The sequence below is a fragment of the Variovorax sp. SPNA7 genome (assembly GCF_033807855.1).
Classification (GTDB): domain Bacteria; phylum Pseudomonadota; class Gammaproteobacteria; order Burkholderiales; family Burkholderiaceae_C; genus Variovorax; species Variovorax beijingensis.
Window position 1 is genome coordinate 93023 of sequence record NZ_CP138514.1, and the last position, 18118, is coordinate 111140.

Sequence of the window (18118 nt, forward strand, 5' to 3'; positions counted from 1 at the left end):
ATGTACGTCCTAGACCTCGTTCGCCCGTCCGCTCTCCACGCCTAGCGTCCGCGCTGAAAAACCTCCAGTCCACAAGAAAGATCGCCATGAAACTTGTCCGCCTCGCGGCCGCCGCCCTGATGGGCCTTTGTCTCTCAGGCATAGGCCATGCCGGCCAAACATTCGATACGGTGAAGAAGCGAGGCTTCGTGCAGTGCGGGGTCTCGACGAATCTCCCCGGATTCGCATTCACCGATAGCAAGGGAGAGTGGCAGGGTATTGACGTGGACACCTGCCGCGCCATTGCAGCCGCGATGTTCGGCAATGCGACCAAGTTCAAGGTGATCCCGCTCACCACCCAAGCACGCTTCACTGCGCTGCAGTCCGGCGAGGTCGACGTCCTGACGCGCAACACCACCCAGACGATGTCGCGCGACACCACCTTGGGCCTCATCGGCGTTGGCGTGAACTTCTATGACAGCCAGGGCATCATGGTGACCAAGGATGCCAACGTCAGCAGCGCGAAGAACCTGGCCGGCGCCACCATCTGCGTCCTGCCGGGAACCACGACCGAACTGAATCTCACCGACTGGTTCCGCGGTCTGAAGCAGAGCTTCAAGCCGGTGCTGCTGGACACCGTCGACGAGATCAAGCGCGCCTTTGCGGCGGGCCGCTGCGATGGCATCACGATGGACAAGTCGCAGCTGGCACTGGCGCGTATCGCTTTCGGAAACACGGACAAGTACGTGATCCTGCCGGAGCCGCTGTCCAAGGAGCCCCTCGGACCGATGGTCCGCCAAGGCGACGAAGCCTGGTTCAACGTCGTGCGCTGGTCCCTCAATGCGCTTCTGGAGGCGGAGGAATACAACCTGACGTCCAAGAACGTTGACGAGATCGCGAAGGGCAGCATCCCGCCCAACATCCAGCGGATCCTCGGTACCTCTCCTGGCATGGGCAAGGGACTCGGGCTTGACGACAAGTGGGCATACAACATCATCAAGCAGGTCGGCAACTATGGCGAAGTGTTCGATCGGAGTCTGGGAGCGGGGAGCCCGATGAAGCTCGAACGCGGCCTGAATGCCTTGTACACGAAGGGCGGTTTGATGTACGGGTGGCCCATTCGATAGCGCCACGCTTGTGCGACAGGCCTCCCCATGAGCTCACACCACCGCGCTCCGCTCAAGTTCAGCTGGAACAATCCGGAGTTCAGGGCACTTGCCTACCAGTTCGTCGTCGTGGGGCTGGCCGCCCTCATGGCGTACTACCTTGTCTCCAACACCTTGCACAACCTTGCGACGCGCAACATAGCGACTGGTTTTGCATTTCTGGAAAGAGAAGCGGGATTCGCCATCGGCGAGTCGCTGATCGAGTATTCGCCGTCGGACACCTACGCCCGCGCCATTCTCGTGGGACTCGCCAACACGCTGCGGGTCTCCGCCGTCGCACTGGTGCTGGCCACGATGCTCGGGGTCATCGTCGGAATCGCCCGGCTGTCGAGCAACTGGCTCATCGTGCGGCTGGCAAGTGCCTACGTCGAACTGATCCGCAACGTGCCGCTTCTGCTGCAGCTCTTGATCTGGTATGCCGTCATCGGTGAACTGCTGCCGGGTCCGAAGTCTGCCTTTCATCCGCTTCCGGGCATCTACCTGTCGAACCGCGGCATGCTGATGCCATCGATCGATGGACCGGCCGTTGCGGGGATTCTTTGGGGATTGGGTCTCGCCGTAGTCACCATCGTGGCAGTTGGCCGATGGCAGCGCTCCAGCCGGCGCCGGACCGGCGCCCAATCGAGACTTTGGCCTTCCGCGCTGATGCTCTTGCTGTTCATGCCGGTGGCCGGCTGGCTGGTCGGAGGCCGCGAATTTCATCTCAGCATTCCTCACCGGAGCGGATTCAACTTCGAGGGAGGCTGGGCGCTCTCTCCCGAGCTGTTCGCATTGCTGGTCGGCCTCGTCACCTACACGGCCGGGTTCATTGCAGAGATCGTCCGCGCCGGCGTCCAATCGGTGAGCCACGGCCAATGGGAGGCGGCACAGACGCTCGGGCTTCCGAGGTCCCGGGTGCTCCGGCTCGTCATCCTGCCCCAGGCGCTTCGCGTGATCGTTCCCCCGACGACCAGCCAGTACCTGAACCTGGTCAAGAACAGCTCGCTCGCTGTCGCAATCGGCTACCCCGACCTGGTTTCCGTCGTCAACACGGTGTTGAACCAGACCGGCCAGGCGATCGAGGGCGTCCTGATCATCATGGCCGCTTTCATGACTGTGAGCCTCACAGTTTCGCTGTTGATGAACTGGTACAACAAGCGCATTGCGCTGGTGGAAAGATAAGCATGATCACCACCACCCACACGGACCGGCCCGCCTTGCTGGCACCGCCCAGAGTCCGGGCCAGGCTCGTGACCAGGCTGCGCCAAAGCCTCTTTCAGTCTCCGGCGAGCGCGGTCTTGACGATCCTGACGGTCTGGTTCGTCCTGATGCTGGCACCGCCACTTGTGCAGTGGCTGCTGGTCAAGGCCAGCTTCCGGGCCCCCGACGCACAGGCCTGCAGGGAGGCGGGCGGGGCTTGCTGGGCTTTCATCCGGGAGAAGTATCGACTGATTCTCTTCGGTACCTATCCGCATGCCGAGCAATGGAGGCCGTTGCTGGCGACGGCGCTGCTCGTCGCGTCGATCGTCTGGACGGCCACACGCCGGCTGGCCGGGCTCCAGATTGTTGGGCTGTGGGTGTTCACGATCCTGGCGGTGGCGACGTTGATGTGGGGCGGATTCCTCGGCCTGGCGTTCGTCGAGAACACGCGCTGGGGGGGCTTGCCCCTGACACTGATCCTGTCGACATTCGGAATCGCGTTTGCCTTCCCCGTCGGCATCCTGCTCGCCCTGGGGCGGCGCTCCCGGATGCCCGCCATCAAGGCAATGTGCGTTGCATACATCGAGTTGATACGCGGTGTGCCGTTGATCAGCCTGCTATTCATGTCTTCGGTGATGCTGCCCTTGTTCCTGCCAGAGGGCTTCAGCATCGACAAGCTGTTGAGGGCGCAGCTGGCGATCATCTTCTTTGCGGCGGCCTACGTTGCGGAAATTGTCCGTGGCGGACTCCAGGCCATTCCCAAGGGTCAATACGAGGGCGCCGAGTCCATCGGATTGAGTTACTGGCAGCAGACGCGCAAGATCGTCCTGCCCCAGGCCCTCAAGGTGGTGATTCCGCCGCTGGTGAGCACCTTCATTGCGCTGTTCAAGGACACCTCGCTTGTCGTCATCATCGGAATCTTCGACCTGACGCAAGCAGCGAAGGCGGCCCTTTCGGACCCGGCTTGGACAGGCTTCGGCGTAGAGGCTTACTTGTTCATCGGCCTGATCTATTTCGTCTTCTGCTATTCCATATCGAGGTACAGCCGGTCCCTCGAACGGAATCTGAAGCGCTAGCGTCCAAAGGGGACATCAATGAGCGAAGTCATCGTCAGTCTGCAGAAGGTCAACAAATGGTATGGGGACTTTCATGTCCTGCAAAACATCGATCTGAACGTGCAGAGGGGGGAGCGGATCGTGATCTGCGGACCGTCCGGGTCAGGCAAGTCCACGATGATCCGCTGCATCAACCGGCTCGAGGAACATCAGTCGGGGCTCATCAAGGTGGATGGCGTTGAACTGATCCACGACCTGAAGCGCATCGACGCCATCAGGAAGGAAGTGGGTATGGTGTTCCAGCACTTCAACCTGTTTCCTCACCTCACCGTGCTGGAGAACCTCACGCTGGGACCGACCTGGGTCCTGAGGAAACCGCTGGCCGAAGCGCAAGCGATCGCAATGAAATACCTGGAGCGGGTTCGCATACCGGACCAAGCGCACAAGTACCCGGGCCAATTGTCCGGAGGACAGCAGCAGCGTGTCGCGATCGCGAGGTCGCTGTGTATGTCGCCCAAGGTCATGCTGTTCGACGAGCCCACTTCGGCGCTCGACCCGGAAATGGTCAAGGAAGTGCTCGACGTGATGGTGAGCCTGGCCGAGGAGACGAAGATGACCATGCTCTGCGTGACGCACGAGATGGGCTTCGCCCGCAAGGTGGCAGACAGGGTGATCTTCATGGACCGGGGGGAGATCGTCGAAGAGAACGTTCCAGAGCTGTTCTTTGGCAACCCGCAGACAGATCGCGCCCGCCAATTCCTGAACCAGATCGTCCACTAGGCGCTGCCGCCGGGACGCTGGCTTGTTTTTATCGACAGATTCACATTGAAAGAGTCAAGCATGAATGAGGATTCGCAAGGCCTGGGATTTCAGACACGCGCACTGCACCATGGCCACGACAGATCCGATCCCTATGGAGCCGTTTCTCCGCCGATCTACATGACCTCCACCTTCGCCTTCGACAACACGGCGGAGGCGGCAGCGGTGTTCTCTGGAGAAAGCGAGCGCTACGTCTACGGCCGGCAACACAACCCGACTCAGCATCTCCTGGAGACCAGGCTCGCAGAGCTCGAAGGGGCTGAGGCGGCGCTGGCCACCGGCTCGGGCATGGGAGCCATCTGCTCCGCCTTGCTCACGCTCCTGTCGGCCGGAGACGAGTTGATCGTGCACCACACGATGTATTCGACGGCGACTTCGTTGGTCGACGAGGGCTTGCCGCGCTTCGGGGTGAAGGTCACGAAGGTCGACCTCACCAGGCCCGAAAAGCTGAAAGAAGCATTGTCCGATCGCACGCGGCTCGTGTACTTCGAAACGCCCGTGAACCCGACGGCTCAGCTCTTGAACATCAGGGAGCTGGCCGAAGTGGCGCACAGCCGTCCTGGTGTTCGGGTCCTTGTCGATTCGACCTTCGGATCGCCCGCCCTGCAGCGGCCGATCGAGCACGGTGCCAACCTCGTGGTGCACTCCATGACAAAGTACATCAACGGGCACGGCGATCTGCTCGCCGGAGTCGTGCTCGGAGATCTGCCCACGATCAAGCGGATCAGGTCTGCAGGCCTCAAGTACATGACCGGCGCGACGCTCTCGCCCATGCTGTGCTTCCTGGTCCTGCGCGGACTGAAGACATTGACGCTGCGGATGCGGCAGCACAGCGAGAGCGCGTTGAAGGTTGCTCGCATGTTGGACGCCCATCCGGCGGTGAAGCTCGTGAGATATGCCTACCTCGAAGACAGCCCTGATCGTCCACTCGGCCTCTCGCAGATGAGTGCGGGTGGTGGAATGTTGTCCTTTGAGCTTCACGCCGGGGGCGATGGTGCAATTGCGATGATCGATCGGTTGAAGCTCATTTCCAGGGCCATCAGCCTGGGCGACACCGAAACCCTGATCACCCATCCCGGCACCCTGATCCTGGCGCGCCAGAAGGTCGAGCCTGCCGCGCGTCTCAGCGCCGGCGTGACGATGGATCTCATCCGGCTGTCTGTCGGGCTGGAAGATGTGGATGACATCCTCACTGACCTTCGGCAGGCACTGGACTCGTTGCAGTAGCGAGAGGGGCGGCATCCCCAAGGCGAACATTGCGGCGCTGGGGAGATTGATGCAGGCTCCGCTCACACCCGTGCCCGAACCTGAAAAGATCAGGTCGAGCGTTGCAGTTGTTCGGCGACCTGCAAGACACAAGCGAGCAGGTCGGAGGTCAACGGTGCCATTACCTTGCCGGTGCTGGAGATCGCCACCACCCGGCGGCGCAGCGGGGGGTGCTCGATGGAGACCTTGCGAAGCCCGTAGTCGGCAAGCAGCCTGTCGGGAATGCGCGACGGCAAGATGCAATGACCGACCCCGGAAGATACGAGCTTGAGCATGGCGTCTATGGTTTCTGCTTCGGCAACATAGGTGGCCTGCAGCCCGGCGCTATGGATCATCCGCCTCAGAGCGTAGTGCGCTGGAAAGCCGACCAGGCGCAGGCTGAGGGTCGACAGGTCCTGGGGCGATTCAAAGGGACTGCCGTCGAGGACGACCAGCGCCATTTCGTCTTCGAACAGCGGCTTCGATGTCAAAGTTCCGCAGTCCACCGCGGAGTCGTAGACGAAGCCCAGGTCCGCCTTGCCGTTCTCGACCAGAGCGACGACTTCGGGCGAGCTGCGACTCAGCAGCGAGAGATTCACATCCGGGTGCGTGCTGACGAAGAGCGAGAACACTTCAGCGACGAAGTAGTAGCTGAGCGTATGGACCGTTGCCAGGCGAACCGTGCCGTGCGTAACCCCTTGCCGTCGCACGCTGTCGACAGCGCGGTCGATCTCTCTGAAGGCCGGCGCCAGAGCGTCGTAGAGTTTCGTGCCGGCTTCGGTCAACTCGACGCCGCGACCCGTCCGGACAAACAGTGGCTGGCCCAGGTTCGATTCGAGTGCGCCCAATTGCTTGCTCAATCCGGACTGTGTCTGGTCGAGCTTGTCGGCAGCCTTCGAGAGCGAGCCCAGTTCCGCGATGCATAGGAAATACCGCAGCGGGCGGTCAAGTGTTTCGATCGCCATGGTATTTCTTGGTTGGGTCGCTGTGTACGTGGTCGAAGTACGTGCGAAGTTGGCTGTTACGGTGCAGCGGAACGTATTGCCGAGTCGAGGTCGCTCCAGAGATCGTCCGCATCCTCAATGCCGACACTGAGCCGCAGAAGCGAAGGTGGAAGGTGGCCCTGTCCGGGGATCGCAGCTCTTCTTTCCATCGTTGATTCCACTGCGCCAAGACTGGTGGCATGGCGGATGAGTCTGACATTTCGGCAGACACTATCAGCAAAGTCAGCCCCGCCATGCATATCGAACGAAATGATCGTTCCAAAGCCCTTGAGCACGCGTTTGGCAACAGCATGCGTCGAATGTGAAGGCAGGCCTGGATACCGGACACGGGTGATCAGCGGATGTCCCTCAAGCCGCTCCGAAAGCAGCATGGCTGTTTGCTGGGCCCGCTGTAAGCGAAGCGCGAGAGTTCTGGCGCCGCGGACCGCAAGGAATGCTTCAAGCGTTTCTGGTGTCGCGCCAGTCAACTCGCGGGACTTCCTGAGGGCGTGCCACAGCGCATCGTCTTTTGTCGTGGCGACGCCTGCCAGCAAGTCGGAGTGGCCGCCAATGAACTTGGTTGCCGACTGCAGAGACACTGTCGCGCCGAAGTCGAGCGGGTGCTGATTCAAGGGCGTGGCGAAGGTGTTGTCCACTGCCACGATCGCGCCGGGCTTGCGCGGAGCTGCGCAGATGGCCTCCAGATCCGCGACGGCCAGCAGGGGATTGGAAGGTGATTCAAGCCAAATCAGGTCAGCGACACCGCAGGCTTGAATCCAACCAGCTGTATCGTCCACCGCCACGCGCTGCACGGACCAACGCCCTCTTTCAGCGCCCGCTGCCGCTAGGCCTGCAACACCTTGATAGCAATCATCTGGGAGCACGACATTGGCGCCAGCCGCAAGCTGATCGAACACCGAGGCAATGGCGGCCATACCAGAGGCGAACGCTACGGCCTTGCCTGACTCAAGCCCACCGATGACATCTTCGAGTGCTTCCCAAGTCGCGGTACCGTCATCACGCGAGTACTCGCGCCCCCTGCCGATGATGAAGTTCGATGCTGGGATCAGCGGCACGTTCAACGGGGCGCCCGGCTCAGAGGCACGGCCTGCCGTGACGAGCCACGATTCCGGCTTGATTGCAGAAGTGTGCTTTTCCATTCTCAGTACCTCCAAAAAAACTGTGGTGCGGAACTATTGATGCGAGTTCTGAGAATCCCATGGCCAATGCCTGGTTGGCATCAATCTGTCTACCAACGTGCCGTGCGGTGCACGGCGTTGAGGATGCAGGCACGCAACGCGCTGTATTCGGAAGCTCGCACTTGCGGCCGAGCAAACCACGCCGAGCTTGCCAGTTTGAGGCCGACGATACCGGCAACTATGAGCCCCAGACTGACCAACCGACCGGGTGCTGCAGATTCCCCGAACAGGACAATGCCGAGGATTGCGGTGCCGACCGCCCCGACTCCGACCCAGACGGCGTATGAGGTGCCAACGGGTAGGGACTTCATGGCGATTCCCAGCAACACGACGCTGATGACCATGGAAGCGATCGTGAAGATGCATGGCCACAGCTTGGTGAATCCATCCGTGTACTTCAGGCCGATGGCCCAGCCCACTTCAAGAAGACCGGCAACAAGCAGAAGCATCCAGGCCATACGATTCTCCGTTCGGCGATCCAGATGCCGCATCCGATCGACTCCGTCGCTGTTCATAAGACCGCCGAAATTCAGCGGACACCAGGTACTGATCGCGTTTCGCCAGCGAGCGGGTGCGGAATGCCGCCATCGCCGTAACTGCGGACAACCTGTGCAATGACCACCTGGTAGCCCTTGAGCCAAAGCGCCTGGCGCTGCTTTGCAGCGATGTGTGCGGGGTGCCCGATAAGCTCCTGGAGCGCCTCCATCGTCTTCCAGTAGTACACATTGGAAACAAGCCCTGTTGCAGGGTTCTCCCAGCTCTCTTCGCCAAGGTAGCCGGGGATGGACTTGGCAAGCTGGGCAATGACGTTGTCCAGGGCGTGGAACTCATCGTCGAATTCGCCCTTTGCGAAAGTGAAGGTGGACGTGTACATGGGATTGTTTGCGCAGCCCTGGTCAGCTCGTTCCGCTGGCATTGCGCATCAATTCCGACATTTCCTCGTGTCCGCGCGCCTTCAACATCTCTGCGGCATTGAGGCGATCGCGCGCTTCCTTGTTCTGGCTGAGCTTGGACTTGCCCACCAGTGAGGTGATGGCGATCTCGATGCCCACGATGTTGCGCACCATGCTGTCGATGAACTCGGGTGCGGAGTCACCCATTTTCCAGGGCTTCGGTTCGGCCGCCTCGTGGCGCCGCGTCAGGCGCGCGATGATGCCGCGCGCAAAACGCTCGTCGTCGTGCACAGTGAGCACGCCGTGTGCGTGCACCACCTCGTAGTTCCAGGTCGGCACCTGGCGGTGCGCCTCGTGCTTGGACGGGTACCAGCTGGGCGAGATGTAGGCCTGCGCGCCGCCGAAGATGACCATCACCGGCGTCCCCGTGGGGCAGCGCTGCCACAGCGGATTGGCGCGCGCGACATGCGCCGACAGCAAGCCATGCGTTCCCACGTCGGGGTCGAACTCGAAGGGGAGGTGATCGGCTTCCAGCCCCGAGGTCCCATGCGTGATCAGCGCACCCAGCGGATGCTCGCGGATGATGCGGCTCAATTCTTCGGGTCTTGTTTCGCCGAAGTGCGTGGGGAGGTACATCGGGGGAGGGTATGAATGGTGTGGGCAGTCGGTACTGTCGCGCGGAACCGGCACAATGAGAAGGTCCAGTTTCATTCCTTTTACATGGACCAGTTTTCAACGCCATCGAGCCGAAGTTCCGGTGCCGACAGGGCCGGACGCCGCATCTACCACCTGCTGCGTTCCCAGATCGCCGACGGCACGCTCGCCGAGGGCGCGCAGGTGCCGTCCACGCGTGCCCTGGCGGCGGACCTCGGGGTGTCGCGCACCACCGTCACCGCCGCCTACGAGCAACTCGCGGCCGAGGGCTTCCTTGCCACGTCGGTCGGACGCGTTGCCCGCGTCGCGAGTCCGTTGGCTGCGTCTGCACAGTTCAACGCAAAGCCGAAACGGCGACTTGGGACTGCACCATCCCTCTCGGCGTTCGGCCGTCGCGTGGCGGCCATCGACATGCCCGGGCTTGCTCCTGCGGAACCCTGCCGCATCGACTTCCTCTATGGCGCGGTCGCTTCTCGCGATTTTCCGGCGCTGGCCTGGCGGCGCGCCTACCAGGCCGAACTGCTGCGCCATCAACGCCGGCTCTACTACGTCGCGCCCGAAGGCGATGCGTCGCTGCGCCGCTCCCTGCAGGGGTATCTCCGGCGCGCGCGGGGCCTGGCCTGCGATGCCGAGCAGATCCTCATGGTGCACGGTTCACAGCAGGCCATCGACCTGTGCGCGCGGCTGCTGCTCAATCCCGGCGACGCCTTCGTCTTCGAGGAGCCCGGCTACCTGATGGCGCGCCGGTGTTTCGAGGCCACCGGCGCGGAAGCCTTGGCAATACCGGTGGACGCCCAAGGCCTGGACACGGCCAGGCTGCCAAAAGACGAGCGCGCACGCCTGGCCTATGTGACGCCATCCCACCAGTTTCCGCTGGGAGGTGTGCTGCCCATCGGCCGGCGCCTGGAACTGCTCCGTTGGGCGAGAACACACCGCGCCTGGGTCGTCGAGGACGACTACGACGGGGAGTTTCGCTACGGCCAGCGCCCGATCGACGCACTGCAGTCGATCGATACCGACGGCCGCGTGATCTACATCGGCACCTTCTCCAAGGCGCTGTCGCCGCAGCTTCGGCTCGGCTACCTGGTGCTGCCGCCTGAACTGGTGCCGGTGTTTCGGCAGGCCAAGCGGCTGGCCGACCGCCACGCGCCCGTGCTGGAGCAGCGTGTGCTGGCGTCGCTGATCGACAGCGGCGCTTACGAGCGCCACGTGCGGCGCACGCGCCGCGCGCACGAGCGTCGCCGGGCGGCGCTGCTCGAGGCCATTGCGCGCCATCTGCCTGCGACCGCCACGGTCATCGGCGCGGCGGCCGGGCTGCATGTGGTGCTCTGGCTGCCATTCCTGCGGCCGCAGGACGAGCCCGCGCTGGCGGCTGCTGCCCGCGGCAAGGGTGTGGGTGTCTACCCGGTGTCACCGCTGTTCGCCAAGCCGATGTCGCGCATGCAACCCCGGCCGGCTGGACTGATCCTGGGGTATGCCAGCCTGACGGTGGAAGAGATCGATCAGGGGATGCGTGTCCTGGCTGCGGTGATCGCCGGGCGGTGAGCGAGGCCGAGCGCCGAAGTGCGCCTTTCGCCGGGCCGGATGCGGTACTCGATCAGGTGCTCTGGCTGAGCCTCACGCGATTTCTTTGGCGTGCCAGCACTTGCGCCTCAGACTGTCCGACCAGCGCCTGATAGGCGGCAGGGGCAGTGGCACCTTCGGTACTGATCAGCAGCACGCGCGCATCGGGCCCCAGCCCCACCGTGGCAGCTTGTGCCGGGTGGCTTAGGAGTTCGATGAGGCCTGCGAGGCCGGCTGCGCCTGATTCACCAGAAACCACAGGGAGATCCACTGCATTGCCGATCGCCAGCAGCCGCATCGCAGCGACCGCATCGTCATCGGTGATGGTCATGAAATAGTCAGCCCCGGACACAAGAAATCTCCATGCAAGTGGCGAGGCTTCGCCGCAGGCCAGGCCGGCCATGACCGAGTCGACCGAGCCCGTTGCCTTGGACGCAATGCCGCGCAACGCACTTTGAAAAAGACAGTCGGCCTGCGCCGGCTCTACGATTACCACTGTGGGGCGACGCTCCCCATAGCACTCCCAAAAGTAGCTCAGGATTCCTGCCGCGAGGCCGCCAACGCCGCCCTGAAGAAAGACATGCGTGAACGGCACCGTCTGGTCGCTACCTGACGCTTCAACAATTTCAGCAGCGACAGTCCCGTACCCTTGCATGACGTCCCGCGGGACCTCTTCGTAGCCGTCGTATGACGTGTCTGAAACAACATGCCAATCGTTGGCCTTGGCGAGACGAGCAGCTTCCTCGACAGAGGCGTCGTAGTTCCCCTGGACGCGCATCACCCTGGCGCCAAACCTGGCGATTGCCTGCTCTCGTTCTTCGCTGACATTCGCATGGAGAACGATCACACAATGGCAGCCCATGGTCTGCGCTGCCGCCGCAAGGCCTTTGCCGTGATTGCCATCTGTCGCGCTGATCACCGTAAAGGCTTCTAGCAACGATCTGTAGCCGCCCTTGAAAAGCAGCTTCGGATCAAGGTTGTGATCCGGCCAAAGGCGAAGGATCAGCCGGGCCAAAGCGATCGGCGCTCCAAGCGCCTTGAAACTCCCGAGATCGGATCGGACGGACTCATCCTTCAGATAAAGCTTTCCGATTCCGAGGCTGCGAGCCAGGCCACTGAGCTCGTACAACGGCGTAGCACCCGGGTTCAAACTGTCCCAGGACGATATCCAGTCGCGGCTCTCTTGGGCTTTGGCGACGGACATCACCGACTGGAGTTCACTGGGATACGCACTGCGCGTGGCGCGCTCATTGGCAATCAGCATGCTTGGATTCCATTGGTTGTTTTCCGCCCCCTTGGCTCGGACGCCGGGAGCCCATGAATCCTAGAAGCGCTTCTGGTGTTGCTTGGCGCGATCTGGAGCGTAAAAACAGGAGAACGAATCAAATCCATGGGGAACAATGGAAGGCTGTTGCGTTCGCGAGCGCTCCTCGCCCTTGCCACGCGGATAATGGACGGCATGCACCTCGATAACTACGACGTGAAGATCTTGAGTTTGCTCCAGAGTGACAGCAAGATCTCACAGCGCGAACTGTCGGAGGCCGTCAATCTGTCTCCATCGGCGGTCAATCGTCGAATTGCAGCTCTCGAATCTGCGGGGGTGATCGCCGGCACCGTGTGTATCGTTGATCCTTCGTCCGTCGGACATCCCATCACGATCGTCGTTGAAGTCAAGCTCGAGAGCGAGAGGCTTGACTTACTCGACGAGGTGAAGACACGTTTTGCCGACTGTCCGCAGGTACAGCAGGTTTACTACGTCACGGGGGAGTACGACTTCGTGCTCGTGATAGTCGTCAAGGACATGACGGAGTACGAGCAACTCACCCGCGACCTCTTCTTCAGCTCTGGGAACGTCAAGGGGTTCAGGACCTATGTCGCCATGCAGCGTGTCAAGGTCACACTGAACGTTCCCCTCGCCGAAAAGTGACCGAAATAGGGCACTGAGCGGCTCCAAATCGGGCATGCCGCTCCGGGACGGTGCCAAGCATCATCCGTGCAAAAAACCGTCTCACAACGCGTCGATCTTCCGCAACCACAAGGGGGATCGGTGATTTTCTCCGCCCCGTGCGCACCAGAATTCTCCTCACCGATGGCGGCGATGGGCGTAAAACCTACTTCATCACACCGGGGCCCACAAAGTTCAGCAGACTGACCATTTAGAGGAGCAAGCTCATGAGCATCAATCGTCGCCAAGTTCTGAAGGGTGTCGCAGGAGCCGGCGGTGCAGCCATTGCACCGTCGTTCCTCGCAGTACCGGCACTGGCCCAGAGTCTCAAGGGCACCGGCGAGGTCGTCGTGTACGACGGCGGTGGGTCGTGGGGAGAGGCAAAGCGAGTGGCACTTTTCGACCCCTTCGAGAAGGAGACCGGGATCAAGGTCATTGCGCAGCCGCGTACTGACCTGGGCGCTGTTCGCGCCAGCGCGTTGGCTGGCTCCCCGCGGTACGACGTAACCATTTTGACGGGCGGCAATACCACGGCCTTCGAACGCGAGAACCTCCTGATTCCGATCGACTACGGGTACTTCAACAAGGCCGATCTGGATGCCTTCAACCCTGTTGCTACAGGCAAGTTCACCGTCCCGCACATCATCTATTCCCTGCTGATTGCCTACGATCCCGCGAAGTTCGGCAGCAACTCGATTTCGTCCTGGGCCGACGTGTGGGACACGAAGAAGTTTCCGGGCGGCCGCACCCTGTGTACGGGGACGCGAGGGCCGGACGGTGCTGTCTTCGAGGCGGCTCTACTGGCAGACGGTGTCGACCCCGCCAAGATCTATCCGATCGATTGGGATCGCGCATTCAAGAGCCTTTCCCGCATCAAGCCCGAGATCGTGAAATGGTGGAACAGCGGTGCCGAGGGCCCTCAGCTGCTGATCGACAAGCAGGTGACCGCCGGCAGCGGATGGAACGGGCGAATCTACGCTGCAAACGAGAAGAGCCAGAAGATTGGCTTCACCTGGAACCAAGGCATCCTGCAATACGACAGCTGGGTGGTTCTCAAAGGTTCCAAGAACGTTGACAACGCGAACAAGCTGCTCGCTTTCATGTCGCGCGCAGAGGTGCAGGCGAACTTCTCCAAGCACATTTTGTACGCGCCGCCGAACTCGCGCGCCTACGACTACATCCCTGCGGAACGCGCAAAGATGCTGCCGACGTACGCCGAATTCAAAAAGCAGCAGATCGTTCAGGACTACGCCTTCTGGAACGCGCTGGGCAAGAACGGTCGCCCCAACAACCTTACCGCGGTGGCGGAATGGGAGCGGTGGCTGGTCGGTGCGCGCTGAACGGTCCATCTGGGCGCATCGAATCGTCGGTTGCACACGGCTCTAGAGCCATTCGGAAGTTCTCATGAAGCTTGGTTGGAAAAGCGCACGCCATAGCCGTGCGCCAATGATCCTGCTCTTGGTCGTGCCGGCATTGGCGATTTTCGCGGCGGGATATCTCTTTCCGGTGGCCCAACTGGTACTCAAGAGCTTTCGCAACGAGAGCACTTGGTCGCTGCTGCACTACCAGGAGATCGCGAGCTCAGGGGTTTTTGCCTGGGTCCTGTTTCAGACGCTGCTGCTGGCGGTCGTGGTGACACTGGCCTGCCTGATCCTGGCCTATCCGCTCGCATATTCAATCTCTCGGTGCCCTCCGTGGCTGGCAAGCCTCCTCTTGGTACTGGTCACTCTCCCGTACCTGACCAGTATCTTGATCCGGACATACGCATGGACCGTCCTGCTGAGCCCTGCCGGCCTGATCAACCAGTTGCTGCTGTACCTTGGGATCGTTTCGGAGCCGCTGCGACTGGTCTTCAACAAGATCGGCGTGTATATCGGAATGATCCAGGTGCAACTGCCACTGATGGTGTTTCCGCTGTATGCCGCACTCGCTCGTTTTGACCGAAAACTGAGCATCGCCGCGCAAAGCTTGGGAAGTTCTCCGGCAGATGCCTTCCTGCGCATCACGCTCCCCAGTTCGATGCCCGGTATTGTCAGCGGCTGCACCCTCGTGTTTCTCTCCTGCCTGGGCTTTTACATCACGCCCGCACTTCTTGGCGGTCCGAACGATTACATGATTGCGCAGGGCATCACCATCCGAGTCCTGACCCTCGGTGAGTTCGAGGCTGCTGCCGCTCAGGCCACAGTCTTGCTCGCGATGGTTGCAACGGTCTTCGTGATCTTTCGCACCAAGGTTGCGACGGAGCTGGAGGACGAATCTCAGTCAAGTCAATCGGTGAAGAAGGTTCGAGATCTTTCCGCAACTGCGCATATACCTGCACCTCTTGCAAAGGGTCTTCAGCGCGCGCTGGAAGTGATTTCTTCGGTTCGTTCACCGCTGCTCGTGCTGCTGTCAGCATTCACGCTGGCCCTGCTTGTCCTTCCGTTTGTGGTGGTGATCCCACTTGCGTTCAGCGACGCCGCCTACTTGAGCTTTCCACCGCCCGGTTACTCGCTGCGATGGTTCACCAAGTTCTTCAGCAACTCGCAATGGCTGAGCGCGCTTTCGTTCAGCGGCCGTACGGCACTCCTGGCCTCTCTGCTGGCCATCACGATCGGCGTACCCATCGCATTTGCGCTCGTGCGGTTTCGCTTCGTTGGCCGGGTTCCGCTCTATCTTCTGCTGATTTCTCCGATGATCGTTCCCCATGTGGTCATGGCGGTGGCCTTCTTCTTCAGCTTTGCTCAGACCCCGCTCATCGGCACAGCGACTGCATTCGTGCTTGCATACACCATCATCGCAACGCCCTACGTGGTCGTCATCCTGATCGCAGGCCTCAAGAAGTTCGATCGGAGCCTGGAGCAGGCAGCAATCAGCCTCGGCGGGCATCCGCTCACCGCGTTGCGTACCGTGACGCTCCCGCTGCTGCTTCCCTCGTTGGCCAGTGCGCTCGTATTCGCGTTCATCACGGGATTCGACGACGTGGTCTACGGCCTGTTTGTGAGCGGTCCATCCTCAACGCCTCTGCCGATCCGCATGTGGGATGACATCCGCCTCGAAATCAGTCCGCAGATTGCCGTCGTAGCCGTGCTCTTTCTGGCGAGCCTGGCGGCGCTCGTCGCGGTCAAGACGTTTGTGTCGGCGGCTCTCCACCATCGCTCGCATCGGAAGGACATCTGAACATGAGCAGCATTGGACTCTTTGCTTTCTCCGTCGAGGAGTACCGTCGCCGCCTCCGCATGGTGCAAGACGTGATGCGCGCTCGTCATCTCGACTGGGCGATCCTTGACGAGCCCGAGACCATGGGCTGGGTCTCCGGCTACGCCGTGCAAGAAAATCTGTGGCGCGCATGCCTCGTCCCGGTGGTCGGTGACCCCTTTCTGCTGATCCGAAAACTCGACATGGCGCCTGCACGTGCGAAGAGCTGGCTGCAAGACATCGTTGCCTTCTCTGACTGGGAGGAGCCTGTCTCGGTTTTGGCCGCCGCGCTGAGGTCCCGGGGGGCACATGCGCGAATCGGTGTCGACTTCCAGTCCCACTCCTTTACCCGTCAGCGGCAAGACCTCCTCGCGCAGGCCCTTCCAGAGTCTATTTTTTGCGATCTGGAACGGGCAGTCTGGGACGCGCGTCGATGCAAGTCGAACGAGGAGGTCGAACACTTTCGAATGGCTGCGAGCTTGCTGGATCGCGCAGTCTTGAAAGTGGCCGATGCCATTCGGCCGGACGCTTCGCAGCGCGACGTTGCCGCCGTTGCTGCCGCCGAGTACTACCGGCTGGGTTTCGACGATGGTTTCGTTGGCTACGTGACGGCTGGTTCGGACTGGGATTGTCTGCACAGCTCGATGAGTGACGAGCCGATTGGAGAGGGTGCACTGGTTCACGTCGAGCTTCTGCCGAAGCTCAAGGGCTACTCGGTGCGGATCATGCGCACCGTGGCCGTGGGGCGGGCTACCGAAGACCAGAAGTCAACCTTCGCGGCCCTCTGTGCGCTTCAGGACGAGCAATTCAGTGCCATGCGCCCTGGCGCAGTAGCAGCCGATGTGGACGCCATCGTGCGGCAGGGCGTACTGTCGGCGGGCCTGAGACCCGACTATGAAAACATCACGGGCTATACCTTGGGATTTTCGGCACCCTCGTCTCAGCGCGTGAGCGATCTCTACAGGTCTTTCGTGCCGACCGCCACTTGGCTGCTTGAGAAGGGCATGGTGTTCCACATGTACACCTCCGCTCGCGGCCTGGCTGTCAGCGAGACGGTCTTGGTGACCGAATCCGGCGCCGAGCGATTGACTCGCACGCCCCGCAAGATTTTTGAAACTGGGGTGAAAGCATGATGACTGGCCGCATGGAATCGGTTCGGGACATTCCCGAGGCCCAGGTGGGGAGGCGAAGCGCTGGTGTCGGCGTTGCGAATGTCTCGAAGTCCTATGGAGCGTTCAAGGCGCTCGACGACGTCTCGCTCACTGTCGAACCGGGGGAGTTCGTCGCGCTTCTGGGCCCCAGTGGTTCCGGCAAGTCGACCTTGCTCATGATGATCGCGGGTTTCGAAACCCCGAGCTCGGGCGACCTTCTGGTGAAGGGGATACGCGTCAACGATCAGCCCGCGTACAAACGCGGCTTCGGAGTGGTGTTCCAGCGCTATGCACTGTTTCCACACATGACGGTCTCTGAAAATGTGGCGTACCCACTCTTTCGTCGCGGATTGAGGGGCAAGGAGGTTGAGGCAGAGGTCGCCAAGGCGTTGGACCTGGTGGCACTTGGGACCTTGAGGAACAGGCTTCCAGCCCAACTGTCCGGTGGCCAGCAGCAGCGGGTGGCTCTCGCGCGCGCTCTGGTATTCAAGCCGCCCCTCTTGCTCATGGACGAGCCCTTGGGAGCGCTGGACCGCAAGCTGCGCCAGCAATTGCAGCTGGAGATCAAGCAGATCCACAGGCAGATCGGAAGCACGATCATTTTCGTGACCCATGACCAGGAAGAAGCGCTGTCGATGGCAGACCGGGTCGCGGTTCTCGAAGGAGGCCGCTTGCAGCAGTTTGGATCGCCTCGAGATCTTTATGAGAGCCCCGCGAGCGCGTTCGTGGCGGACTTCATCGGGGAAACCAGCTTTCTGCCCGTGGTGTTGTCGCCGGCTGGAGCGGAAATCAACGCAGAAATCGCCTCTCTGCGAATTCGCAGGTCGATACCCGTTGAACGAGTCCTCACCCGTTCAACCTCTGGCCGCCTTGCAATTCGCCCGGAGAACGTGCAACTGCGACTGTCGGAGGATGGTCCTGCTCGCGTTGTTGAATCCGCGTACGCCGGAACGACCCAGGTGGTGCTCGTCGAGGTTGGTGACGTTCGGCTTCTCTCCCGCTCGCAGATGACACCGGACAGGCAGTTGTTTCATGCCGGCCAGCGCGTTGAAGTCGATCTCGACACGGCGCACGCGATGGTCTATCCGATCGAATAGGGGCTGACCTGAT

General features: G+C 61.4%; 16 protein-coding genes and 1 pseudogene. 11 read left to right on the plus strand and 6 right to left on the minus strand.

Annotated features, from left to right (window positions below; all coding sequences use genetic code 11):
- The first annotated feature begins 86 nt into the window (after positions 1–86).
- Genes RZE77_RS28185 through RZE77_RS28205 form a run of 5 tightly spaced genes read left to right on the plus strand, consistent with a single transcriptional unit; the run spans position 87 to position 5425 of the window.
- On the plus strand, positions 87–1106 hold the full coding sequence (locus tag RZE77_RS28185) for an amino acid ABC transporter substrate-binding protein (protein WP_319443021.1): 1020 nt from the start codon (positions 87–89) through the stop codon (positions 1104–1106).
- A 27-nt stretch (positions 1107–1133) separates the two neighbouring features.
- Positions 1134–2306 (plus strand): amino acid ABC transporter permease, encoded by a 1173-nt coding sequence (locus RZE77_RS28190; RefSeq protein ID WP_319443022.1) that lies wholly within the window; start codon positions 1134–1136, stop codon positions 2304–2306.
- A gap of 2 nt (positions 2307–2308) precedes the next feature.
- Positions 2309–3400: an amino acid ABC transporter permease gene (locus RZE77_RS28195; RefSeq protein ID WP_319443023.1), complete on the plus strand. Its 1092-nt coding sequence runs from the start codon at positions 2309–2311 to the stop codon at positions 3398–3400.
- Between the two features lie 18 nt (positions 3401–3418).
- Positions 3419–4159, plus strand: a complete 741-nt coding sequence (locus RZE77_RS28200) for an amino acid ABC transporter ATP-binding protein (protein ID WP_319443024.1) — start codon at positions 3419–3421, stop codon at positions 4157–4159.
- A gap of 60 nt (positions 4160–4219) precedes the next feature.
- On the plus strand, positions 4220–5425 hold the full coding sequence (locus RZE77_RS28205) for a trans-sulfuration enzyme family protein (protein WP_319435008.1): 1206 nt from the start codon (positions 4220–4222) through the stop codon (positions 5423–5425).
- Between the two features lie 89 nt (positions 5426–5514).
- Here the strand turns inward: RZE77_RS28205 and RZE77_RS28210 are convergent, their stop codons facing one another.
- The 5 genes and pseudogenes from RZE77_RS28210 to RZE77_RS28230 form a co-directional block, all read right to left on the minus strand.
- A complete protein-coding gene (locus RZE77_RS28210) occupies positions 5515–6408 on the minus strand; it encodes a LysR family transcriptional regulator (protein ID WP_319443025.1) in 894 nt (297 codons plus the stop codon).
- A 56-nt stretch (positions 6409–6464) separates the two neighbouring features.
- The gene (locus RZE77_RS28215) at positions 6465–7586 is read right to left on the minus strand and encodes a trans-sulfuration enzyme family protein (protein ID WP_319443026.1); all 1122 of its coding nucleotides are present in this window, start codon (positions 7584–7586) and stop codon (positions 6465–6467) included.
- Between the two features lie 185 nt (positions 7587–7771).
- A pseudogene (gene sugE / locus RZE77_RS28220) lies at positions 7772–8083 on the minus strand (quaternary ammonium compound efflux SMR transporter SugE); the annotation flags it as partial.
- A gap of 71 nt (positions 8084–8154) precedes the next feature.
- Positions 8155–8499 carry an antibiotic biosynthesis monooxygenase family protein gene (locus RZE77_RS28225; protein ID WP_319443027.1) on the minus strand — a complete coding sequence of 115 codons (345 nt, stop codon included), beginning with the start codon at positions 8497–8499 and terminating at the stop codon, positions 8155–8157.
- Positions 8500–8521: 22 nt separating this feature from the next.
- Positions 8522–9154 (minus strand): FMN-binding negative transcriptional regulator, encoded by a 633-nt coding sequence (locus RZE77_RS28230; RefSeq protein ID WP_319443028.1) that lies wholly within the window; start codon positions 9152–9154, stop codon positions 8522–8524.
- 84 nt (positions 9155–9238) lie between these two features.
- On the opposite strand from RZE77_RS28230, the gene pdxR reads away from it, so the two are divergent.
- Complete coding sequence (pdxR, locus tag RZE77_RS28235; protein ID WP_319443029.1) at positions 9239–10717, plus strand: MocR-like pyridoxine biosynthesis transcription factor PdxR; 1479 nt, start codon at positions 9239–9241, stop codon at positions 10715–10717.
- A 52-nt stretch (positions 10718–10769) separates the two neighbouring features.
- Here the strand turns inward: pdxR and RZE77_RS28240 are convergent, their stop codons facing one another.
- A complete protein-coding gene (locus RZE77_RS28240) occupies positions 10770–11999 on the minus strand; it encodes a diaminopropionate ammonia-lyase (RefSeq protein ID WP_307641878.1) in 1230 nt (409 codons plus the stop codon).
- Between the two features lie 195 nt (positions 12000–12194).
- Between RZE77_RS28240 and RZE77_RS28245 the strand changes: the two genes are divergently transcribed.
- The 5 genes from RZE77_RS28245 (at position 12195) to RZE77_RS28265 (ending at position 18105) form a co-directional block, all read left to right on the plus strand.
- The gene (locus RZE77_RS28245) at positions 12195–12662 is read left to right on the plus strand and encodes an Lrp/AsnC family transcriptional regulator (RefSeq protein WP_307641926.1); all 468 of its coding nucleotides are present in this window, start codon (positions 12195–12197) and stop codon (positions 12660–12662) included.
- A 245-nt stretch (positions 12663–12907) separates the two neighbouring features.
- On the plus strand, positions 12908–14020 hold the full coding sequence (locus RZE77_RS28250) for an ABC transporter substrate-binding protein (protein ID WP_319443030.1): 1113 nt from the start codon (positions 12908–12910) through the stop codon (positions 14018–14020).
- A gap of 106 nt (positions 14021–14126) precedes the next feature.
- Positions 14127–15839 carry an ABC transporter permease subunit gene (locus tag RZE77_RS28255; protein ID WP_319443031.1) on the plus strand — a complete coding sequence of 571 codons (1713 nt, stop codon included), beginning with the start codon at positions 14127–14129 and terminating at the stop codon, positions 15837–15839.
- Positions 15840–15841: 2 nt separating this feature from the next.
- Positions 15842–16990: a M24 family metallopeptidase gene (locus tag RZE77_RS28260; protein ID WP_319443032.1), complete on the plus strand. Its 1149-nt coding sequence runs from the start codon at positions 15842–15844 to the stop codon at positions 16988–16990.
- Entirely contained in the window at positions 16987–18105 is a 1119-nt protein-coding gene (locus RZE77_RS28265; RefSeq protein ID WP_319443033.1) for an ABC transporter ATP-binding protein, read from the plus strand. The genes RZE77_RS28260 and RZE77_RS28265 overlap by 4 nt, the downstream gene beginning before the upstream one ends.
- Positions 18106–18118 lie beyond the last annotated feature (13 nt).

What these genes read in the sequence shown, in the direction of transcription:
- RZE77_RS28225 (WP_319443027.1), bottom strand. Translation starts at nt 8,499, where the DNA reads ATGTACACGTCCACCTTCACTTTCGCAAAGGGCGAATTCGACGATGAG.
- RZE77_RS28265 (WP_319443033.1), top strand. Translation starts at nt 16,987, where the DNA reads ATGATGACTGGCCGCATGGAATCGGTTCGGGACATTCCCGAGGCCCAG.
- RZE77_RS28240 (WP_307641878.1), bottom strand. Translation starts at nt 11,999, where the DNA reads ATGCTGATTGCCAATGAGCGCGCCACGCGCAGTGCGTATCCCAGTGAA.
- RZE77_RS28185 (WP_319443021.1), top strand. Translation starts at nt 87, where the DNA reads ATGAAACTTGTCCGCCTCGCGGCCGCCGCCCTGATGGGCCTTTGTCTC.
- RZE77_RS28230 (WP_319443028.1), bottom strand. Translation starts at nt 9,154, where the DNA reads ATGTACCTCCCCACGCACTTCGGCGAAACAAGACCCGAAGAATTGAGC.
- RZE77_RS28195 (WP_319443023.1), top strand. Translation starts at nt 2,309, where the DNA reads ATGATCACCACCACCCACACGGACCGGCCCGCCTTGCTGGCACCGCCC.
- RZE77_RS28190 (WP_319443022.1), top strand. Translation starts at nt 1,134, where the DNA reads ATGAGCTCACACCACCGCGCTCCGCTCAAGTTCAGCTGGAACAATCCG.
- RZE77_RS28260 (WP_319443032.1), top strand. Translation starts at nt 15,842, where the DNA reads ATGAGCAGCATTGGACTCTTTGCTTTCTCCGTCGAGGAGTACCGTCGC.
- RZE77_RS28205 (WP_319435008.1), top strand. Translation starts at nt 4,220, where the DNA reads ATGAATGAGGATTCGCAAGGCCTGGGATTTCAGACACGCGCACTGCAC.
- RZE77_RS28255 (WP_319443031.1), top strand. Translation starts at nt 14,127, where the DNA reads ATGATCCTGCTCTTGGTCGTGCCGGCATTGGCGATTTTCGCGGCGGGA.
- RZE77_RS28245 (WP_307641926.1), top strand. Translation starts at nt 12,195, where the DNA reads ATGCACCTCGATAACTACGACGTGAAGATCTTGAGTTTGCTCCAGAGT.
- RZE77_RS28215 (WP_319443026.1), bottom strand. Translation starts at nt 7,586, where the DNA reads ATGGAAAAGCACACTTCTGCAATCAAGCCGGAATCGTGGCTCGTCACG.
- RZE77_RS28250 (WP_319443030.1), top strand. Translation starts at nt 12,908, where the DNA reads ATGAGCATCAATCGTCGCCAAGTTCTGAAGGGTGTCGCAGGAGCCGGC.
- pdxR (WP_319443029.1), top strand. Translation starts at nt 9,239, where the DNA reads ATGGACCAGTTTTCAACGCCATCGAGCCGAAGTTCCGGTGCCGACAGG.
- RZE77_RS28210 (WP_319443025.1), bottom strand. Translation starts at nt 6,408, where the DNA reads ATGGCGATCGAAACACTTGACCGCCCGCTGCGGTATTTCCTATGCATC.
- RZE77_RS28200 (WP_319443024.1), top strand. Translation starts at nt 3,419, where the DNA reads ATGAGCGAAGTCATCGTCAGTCTGCAGAAGGTCAACAAATGGTATGGG.